Here is a 7,329-nt window from a genome sequence, read left to right on the forward strand (position 1 = left end):
ATGGCGCGGCACGCCTTGCAGCCGGGCTCGGTGATCGATGGCTTCACCACCGGCGAGCGGGTGCATCGCGGCGGCATGGCGACGTTGTGGCAGGTCAGCCGCCCAGATCTCGCCGGCCCGCTGCTGATGAAGATCCCGCGCATCAGTGAGGGCGACGATCCAGCTGCGATCGTCAGCTTCGAGATGGAGCAGATGATCGTGCCGCGACTGTCCGGCCCGCACGTGCCGGCCTGCTTTGCCACCGGTGATTTTGCCACGCAGCCTTATGTGGTGATCGAGCAGATTCCCGGCCAGACGCTGTACCAGCGGCTGCCGGAACTGCCGCTGCCCTATGACGAGGCGGTGGCCATTGCCTGTAAGGTCGCCGTGGCACTGGCCGACTTGCATGCGCAGCACGTCATCCATCACGACATCAAGCCGAGCAGCGTGATGTTTCGCGACAGCGGCGAAGCGGTGCTGATCGATTACGGCCTGTCGCACCACGCGCAACTGCCCGATTTGCTGCAGGAAGAATTCCGGCTGCCGTTCGGCACCGCGCCCTATATGGCGCCGGAGCGCCTGCTCGGCGTCCGCGACGACCCGCGCAGCGACCTGTTTTCGTTTGGCGCGCTGTTGTACTTCTTCACCACCGGCGAGCGGCCGCTCGGCGAGACCGAGACGTTGCGCGGCATGCGTCGCCGGCTGTGGCGTGACGTCCATCCGCCACGCAAGCTGCGCGCCGATTATCCGCCGTGGCTGCAGGAAATCGTGCTGCGCTGCCTGGAGATCGAGCCGGCGCAGCGCTATCCAACCGCGGCGCAACTCGCTTTTGACCTCGGCCATCCCTTTGAGGTCACGCTCACCGCGCGCGCCGACAAGCTGACGCGCGATCCGTGGCGCACGGTGTGGCACCGCCGCTTCAACCGCGGCGCCGGCCTGCCGCAGCCCCGCACCGACGCCGCGGCCAACCTGGCCGCGGCGCCGATCGTGATGGTGGCGCTGGATGTCGGCGAAAGCGCGGCCGAGCTCAACGAGGCGCTGCGGGTAGCGACCGCGCGGTTGCTGTCGACGCTGCCGGCAGCGCGCCTCGCCTGTGTCAACGTGCTGAAGCTCGGCCGCCTGACCATCGACCGTACGCTGGATGAGCACGACAACAACAAGCATGTCGACCGCCTGGTGCAGCTGCGGCACTGGGCCTCACGGCTCGGGCTCGAGGAGGCGCGGTTGACCAGCCACGTGATCGAGGCGATCGATCCGGCCGCCGCGGTGCTGGAATTCGCCGAGGTCAACCGGGTCGATCACATCATCATCGGCGCGCGCCAGCAATCGCTACGCCGGCAATTGCTGGGCAGCGTATCGGCGAAGGTCGCGGCCGAAGCGCGCTGCAGCGTCACAGTGGTGCGGCCGAAGCGGGCTGGGGAGTAGCGTTAGTTCGTCGCAGCACTTGCGCGGCGGACGCGAGCACGTTTCCCGGACGCGCTGCGGCATTCTCATGCCGCTGCGCGGATCCGGGATCCCGGTTTCTTACTAAAGAGAGCCGGGGCCCCGGATCAGCAGCGCACCACGACGCTTCGCGCCGCGTTGCGCAGCACCGACTGCATCGACTTGTAGAAATGGCTGGCTTCGATGGACTGGACCGTTTGAATGATCTCCTCCGACCCGTAGCCCAGCGCCGCTGCATCACGAAGAGGTGTGAACCTCACACCATCTCTCCGCGCGCATGCAGCGCCGCCGCCCGTATCCCGTCGATATTCGCCTTGTAGCTCTCCACCGTTCCGCCCTTGAACACCGCCGAGCCCGCGACGAACGCGTTGGCGCCGGCAGCGGCCAACTGGCCCGACACCGCGGCCGACACCCCGCCATCGACCTCGATGTCGATCGGCCGGCCCGCGGTCATGGCGCGCAGATCCGAGATTTTGCCGAGCGCCGAGGGGATAAACGCCTGGCCGCCAAAACCGGGATTGACCGACATCACCAGGATCAGATCGACCATGTCGATGACGTATTCGATCGCGGTGAGCGGTGTGCCGGGGTTGAGCGAGACGCCGGCCTTCTTGCCGAGCGCGCGGATCGCCTGCAGCGAGCGGTGCAGATGCGGGCCCGCCTCGGCATGGACGGTGATGTGGTCGCAGCCCGCCTTGGCGAAGGCTTCGAGATAGGCGTCGCAGGGCGCGATCATCAGATGGGCATCGAAGATCTTGTTGCTGTGCGGGCGCATCGCCTTGATGACGTCGGGGCCGTAGGAAATGTTCGGCACGAAATGGCCGTCCATGACGTCGAGATGCAGCCAGTCGGCGCCGGCCGCGTCGACCGCGCGGACCTCTTCGCCGAGCCGGGAAAAATCCGCGGCCAGGATCGACGGCGCGATGATGAGGGGGCGGGGCGTGAAAGCGGACATCGGGCGTTCCTGACGGCGAGGGGAGGCCTGCGGTATCATGGCCGCCGGGCAGCGGCAACGCTCGGGCGGGCGTGCCCTGCGGCAGTTCGGTCCCGGCAGATTCTGCCGTCACGGCATGATCTGCCGGGACAGGGTGGCGTCGCCCGACTGCGCGGGCATTGTTCTATAAGGGTTTTTCGCTGGCACGTGGCTTGCTGACTATTGTTCAGGGAATTGCGCCGCGGATGCGGCTTGATCAGGAGCTTTGCGATGTTGCCAGCACTCGCCGCCGCCACGACCGCGATCGATGCGCTTCAGGCGTTGACCGCGTCGAAGGCGAAGTCGAAAACCACCACCGGCGTGACGCAGACCGGGTCGTCGCCCTTTGCCGCGGCGGCGACGACGGCCACCGCCACCCCGGCGCTGCCGATCATCAACAGCAGCTCGAGCACCTCGGGCGCGCTGTCGGCCAACACCATGAGCGCGGTGCTCGCGGCGCAGAGCGACGCCTCCAGCGCCAGCACGACATCCGCGTCGACCTCGGCGTCATCGAGCCAGTCCAGCGCGCTGAAGGACCTGTTCGCGCAGCTTGACAGCGACGGCAGCGGCGGCATCAGCAAGTCGGAATTCGAGAGCAAGCTCGGTGCCGGCGGTACCAACACCGCCAATGCCGATGCGGTGTTCGCCAAGCTCGACAAGAACGGCGACGGCTCGGTCACCCAGAGCGAACTCAGCTCTGCGCTGAAGGGCGCCGGCGGCCAGCATCATCACGCGCCGAAGACAGCGGATTCCAGCACCACATCGGCGGATGGTGCCAGCAGCGATCCGCTGCTGCAGGCACTGAAAGGCGCCTCCTCGACTTCGACCACCAATAGCGACGGCACCACCACCACCTCGATGACCTATGCCGACGGCTCCAAGGTGTCGATGACATCGGCGCCGAAGAGCGCGGCCGCCGCATCGGCGTCCTCGTCGTATAATTTCGTCGAGCAGCTGATCCAGCGTCAGGCCAGCGCATTGTCGGCTTCCGCGACGTCGTCGCTGTCGATCAGCGCCTGATCGACGCCGGAATAGAAGCACACTGTTTCCGGCCCCGGACGCGAGGCGACATGCCGTGTCGCCTCGCATCCGGGGCAGTTATGCGTTCCGGTACCTGATCCGGCCGCGGAGGTGCCGGTCCAGTCCCGTGGGCACGCGTCGCCCATTCCACTGTGACGATCGCGCCCGTGCCGGCGCCACAGCGAAACCGGCCCGCGATCTTTCCCGCGTCCCAACCCTTGATGGCCGCGCTGGGAAGCTCGCCACCGGTTTGGCCTGGTTGTGCAGTGGCCGGCTTCGTTTCATCGGCCGCAGGATTCGTGTATCGGATTTTTCCATTGCATCGTGTTCCGCGGAGCCGGGAGCATCCGTACTTCAATCCTGACGGATAAGACTCGCGGTCGGCTTGCCCGCTGCGCGACAGCGGTGCGGTGTCGGCCCATGTCAATTCGGGCTCGCGTGTCTTAGCCTTCGGCGAAATGAAAAAAGACAGCCCGTTCGAGGAGCCTGCCATGGAAATGAATGGTATCGCTCATGTCTCGCTGACGGCGCGCGATTTAAAACGAAGCGTCGCTTTCTATCGCGAATTGCTGCCATTCCTGGGTCTCACGCCGATCGCTGATACCGACGATGTCTTTTACGGTGTCGGCGGCCGAACGGGCATTGCGCTCCGCCGCCGGACAGCCCCGCTGGACGACATCCGGTTTGATCAAACAGGATTGGCCTGCATCATTTGTGTTTTCGGGCGCGCAGCCGCCAGGACGTGGACGACCTTGATTTGTTTCTGCAAGGTCCGGATGCGAGGATTGTCCGCATCCCGCGCAAGGACGATTTCGTGCCCGGCTACTATTCGATGCTGTTCGAAGACCCGGATGGCATCCGGCTCGAGCTCAATCATGTTCCAGGACACGGTGTGTTCGAAAGCAAATCGGCCGGTTAGCGAAGGTGCGGCTCATCCCGGCAGCCTCGCCGGTTGAGTGACGATCGGTCACTTTCATTGCCGGTTAAATAAATACCCATGCAAATCGCTGCCGCATCGCCCCCGCCGGTACATGCCGGCGCGATCAGGTGTTGCGGTCACAAAAAGGCACTGCGTCACAGCCGTGGCGCCGGTAATTTCATCACTCGCTAACTATAAACCGGCACGCTATCCGCGGTTCTGCAAGTAATCGTGGTGGCGTAATGTGGCGTAGACAAGTATTCATCGGCGCAATCGGTATATTACTGCTCGGCGCTCCGGCGCGCGCCGAGGACGAGTTCCTGGCGTCGCTGCGGCTGCGCGGCGGCTATGACAGCAACGTCCAGTTCTCGTCCGGGCACAACCCGGTCGGCAGCGCCTTCATCGCCACCGACGCCGCGCTCGCCGCCGGCGCCAAGGACGGCGATTCCAGCTGGGCGATCACCGCCGACGGCAGCACCACGCGCTACGCCAACCAGCTGCTGGTGTCGGCCACCACCGGCAAGGTGCTGTTGCGGGGATCGATGGGCGATGACGAGCTGCGGATCAGCTCGGTTTCGTCGATCGTTGACATCAGCACCTATAATCTGCGCGCCACGGATATCCTGCAGGTATTCAAGGTGGAGTCGCTGCAGGATAAGGTCCGGTTGTTCGTCAGCGCCGAAGGCGGTCGCTCGACCATCAATCAGACCAACGCCATCTTTCAGGATTTTTCGCCGCAGCCGCTGCAATATTGGCGCGGCGCCATCATTCCGGGGGTCAGTGTGATCCGCGGCAAGGCCGAGCTCGGCGTGTCGCTGAATGTGTCGGCGCGGCGCTACACCGACGAGCTGGATATTTTCGGCTATCGCCGCGACAATGAACGAGTGCAGCCGTTTTTGTTCGGCAAATATGACGGCGACGAGCTTACCGGCTTTGCCTCGATCTCGCAGCTGTATGCCCGCTTCCACGATGTCGATTTCACGAATGTCGATCGCACGCTGTTCGAGGCCAATGTGGGCTGGCGGCCGAAGGCTGTGAAACAACTCTCTGTCGACCTCGGCGCGCAGCGCCGTGCCGGCGAGACCTCGTTTCCGATCTCGCCGATCACGATCGACACGTTGTACACCGCGAAAGCGGGTTGGCAGGTCGATCCAAAGCTGCTGCTCACCGCGCTGGTCGGCTACGCCGCTACGGAATATCTGGACTCGCCGTTCCGCCAGCAGATCACCACGGTCGGCGTCGGCCTGTCGCGCGAGATCACCAGCGATGTCCGCTGGGGCATGGATCTGTCGCGCACCACGGGCACGCTGATCAATGGCGACAAGGCCAGCGCGATCATCGTCGCATCGTCGTTGACGAAGACGTTTTCGCCGAACGGGGCCAGGCCGGCGTTGGACGGCAAGACCAAACAAATCAAGTAGTAAAACGAGCGGGGTCGAGCCCCGTTCGTTCCTGGAATTTGTTAGCAGCCGCAGCCGCTGCCCGAATGTCCGCCATTGCCGCCACGACCGCCGCCGAGAATGGCGCCGAGGACGCCGCCCTTGCCGGTGGTGACGTTGGCGTTGACGGCAACGACACCATAGCCGCGTCCGCCGCCATTGAGCAGGCCGTGTACGCCGCCGGCGCCGACCAGCACGTTGGCATTGATGGCCAGGCCGCCGCGTCCACCACCACCGCCGGCAAAGGCCGGAGCGCTGATCAGGGCGGTTACCAGAGCGGCAAGAACAACGATGTTCTTCATGACGTTTCTCCTTGTTGCGCGCTTCTGTGTGGAGCGCATCGCCAAGGTGCGGCACGGTCGGGGTGCCGGCAAGTTAAACGCTTTTTTAACCTTGATAGGGTCGCTATCTACTGAACTTAACTGGAATATAAGTATTTAAATACGCTTTTTCGGATTTGTATACCGATGGTTGCTTGATAATATCGAAATGACTTTCGGTCGGGCTTCGAGATTCACCCAAACCGATCCCGCCACGCCGGCAGCGCGCCCGCAAACGGCAGCGCTGCGGCTTCAAAAATCCCGCGCGCGATCGCCCGCGCCACCACATTGCCGGCCAGCATGCCGAGTTCGGTCAGACCGGCCAGCGGATCGATCGGTTTTTCGCCGGTCGCCGCGGCGAACACGATGTCGCCGTCGAGCGGCGCGTGCACCGGATAGATCGCCCGGGCAAAACCGGTCTGCGCCATGATCGCCAGCCGCTTCGCCTGGGTCTTGCTGAGGATCGCATCGGTGACGACCACCGCCAGCGTGGTGTTCTCGATCGCGGTCGCCGCCGCGCCGCCCTTGATCCGCAGCGCCAGCATGTCCGGCGTAAAACCAGCCGGCAGGCCGCGGTCGCCGAATTCGCCATCGATCTCGAACGGCGCGGCCCAGAACCACGGCCCTTCGCCGACGGTGACGCTGCCGATCGCGTTCACGACGGCCAGCGCCGCCACGCGGACGCCGGTGGGCGTGATCGCCGCCGCCGAGCCCAGCCCGCCCTTGAACGTCGCCGTGGTGGCGCCGAGCCCGGCGCCGACGCTACCAAGCGCAAAACGCTCGCCGGCCGCCGCCGCCGCCGCATAGCCCAGCTCGCGATAGGGCGGGTAGCGGCCCCAGCCCTTGTCGCCGCCATTGAGCAGATCGAAGCAGATCGCGCCGGGCACGATCGGGATCACGGCATCGCGAATGCGAAAGCCGCGGCCCTGTTGGGCCAGCCAGGCCTGCACGCCGCCACCGGCCTCCAGGCCGAAGGCCGAGCCGCCGGCCAGCGCGATGCCGTCAATGCCCTCCACGGTGTTGACGGGGTCGAGCAGGGCGCTCTCGCGGGTGCCGGGCCCGCCGCCGCGCACGTCCATGGAGGCGACCGCCGGCCGATCGAACAGGATCGCGGTGACACCGGAGGCCAGCGCCGCGTCGTCGGCGTGGCCGACGCGGACGCCGGGGATGTCGGTGAGGAGGTTTTGCATGGGCGTGATTCCGTTTGCCTTCCCCTCTCCCCCAGCGCTGCGGAGC

The 7,329-nt window shown here is 65.3% G+C and carries 8 protein-coding genes and 1 pseudogene; 5 read left to right on the top strand and 4 right to left on the bottom strand.

Annotation, left to right across the window (positions count from 1 at the left end; genetic code table 11):
- Positions 1-1,404: a bifunctional serine/threonine-protein kinase/universal stress protein gene (locus Q0S16_RS04895; protein WP_295845712.1), complete on the top strand. Its 1,404-nt coding sequence runs from the start codon at positions 1-3 to the stop codon at positions 1,402-1,404.
- 125 nt (positions 1,405-1,529) lie between these two features.
- Here Q0S16_RS04895 and Q0S16_RS04900 read toward each other — a convergent pair whose 3' ends face one another.
- Positions 1,530-1,682 (bottom strand): type II toxin-antitoxin system MqsR family toxin, encoded by a 153-nt coding sequence (locus Q0S16_RS04900; RefSeq protein WP_295845693.1) that lies wholly within the window; start codon positions 1,680-1,682, stop codon positions 1,530-1,532.
- Positions 1,679-2,377 carry a ribulose-phosphate 3-epimerase gene (rpe, locus tag Q0S16_RS04905; RefSeq protein ID WP_295845694.1) on the bottom strand — a complete coding sequence of 233 codons (699 nt, stop codon included), beginning with the start codon at positions 2,375-2,377 and terminating at the stop codon, positions 1,679-1,681. Before rpe ends, Q0S16_RS04900 begins: the two co-directional genes overlap by 4 nt.
- A gap of 249 nt (positions 2,378-2,626) precedes the next feature.
- On the opposite strand from rpe, the gene Q0S16_RS04910 reads away from it, so the two are divergent.
- The 4 genes and pseudogenes from Q0S16_RS04910 to Q0S16_RS04920 all read left to right on the top strand — a co-directional run bounded on the left by Q0S16_RS04910 (position 2,627) and on the right by Q0S16_RS04920 (position 5,755).
- Positions 2,627-3,415, top strand: a complete 789-nt coding sequence (locus Q0S16_RS04910; protein WP_295845696.1) for an EF-hand domain-containing protein — start codon at positions 2,627-2,629, stop codon at positions 3,413-3,415.
- A gap of 497 nt (positions 3,416-3,912) precedes the next feature.
- Positions 3,913-4,080: pseudogene (locus tag Q0S16_RS26390) on the top strand (VOC family protein); the annotation flags it as partial.
- A gap of 77 nt (positions 4,081-4,157) precedes the next feature.
- Positions 4,158-4,334, top strand: coding sequence for a hypothetical protein (locus Q0S16_RS26395; RefSeq protein ID WP_366517804.1), 177 nt, complete (start codon positions 4,158-4,160; stop codon positions 4,332-4,334).
- 242 nt (positions 4,335-4,576) lie between these two features.
- Positions 4,577-5,755, top strand: a complete 1,179-nt coding sequence (locus tag Q0S16_RS04920; protein WP_295845700.1) for an outer membrane beta-barrel protein — start codon at positions 4,577-4,579, stop codon at positions 5,753-5,755.
- 41 nt (positions 5,756-5,796) lie between these two features.
- Here Q0S16_RS04920 and Q0S16_RS04925 read toward each other — a convergent pair whose 3' ends face one another.
- On the bottom strand, positions 5,797-6,075 hold the full coding sequence (locus tag Q0S16_RS04925; RefSeq protein WP_295845703.1) for a hypothetical protein: 279 nt from the start codon (positions 6,073-6,075) through the stop codon (positions 5,797-5,799).
- A gap of 212 nt (positions 6,076-6,287) precedes the next feature.
- Positions 6,288-7,283 (bottom strand): P1 family peptidase, encoded by a 996-nt coding sequence (locus Q0S16_RS04930; RefSeq protein WP_295845705.1) that lies wholly within the window; start codon positions 7,281-7,283, stop codon positions 6,288-6,290.
- Positions 7,284-7,329 lie beyond the last annotated feature (46 nt).

Source organism: Tardiphaga sp. (genome assembly GCF_025356345.1).
In the GTDB taxonomy this organism is placed as follows: Bacteria; Pseudomonadota; Alphaproteobacteria; order Rhizobiales; family Xanthobacteraceae; genus Tardiphaga.

Excerpts from the sequence above, each read along its gene's own strand:
- rpe (WP_295845694.1), bottom strand. The coding sequence starts at position 2,377 with ATGTCCGCTTTCACGCCCCGCCCCCTCATCATCGCGCCGTCGATCCTG.
- Q0S16_RS04920 (WP_295845700.1), top strand. The coding sequence starts at position 4,577 with ATGTGGCGTAGACAAGTATTCATCGGCGCAATCGGTATATTACTGCTC.
- Q0S16_RS04895 (WP_295845712.1), top strand. The coding sequence starts at position 1 with ATGGCGCGGCACGCCTTGCAGCCGGGCTCGGTGATCGATGGCTTCACC.
- Q0S16_RS04930 (WP_295845705.1), bottom strand. The coding sequence starts at position 7,283 with ATGCAAAACCTCCTCACCGACATCCCCGGCGTCCGCGTCGGCCACGCC.
- Q0S16_RS04910 (WP_295845696.1), top strand. The coding sequence starts at position 2,627 with ATGTTGCCAGCACTCGCCGCCGCCACGACCGCGATCGATGCGCTTCAG.
- Q0S16_RS04925 (WP_295845703.1), bottom strand. The coding sequence starts at position 6,075 with ATGAAGAACATCGTTGTTCTTGCCGCTCTGGTAACCGCCCTGATCAGC.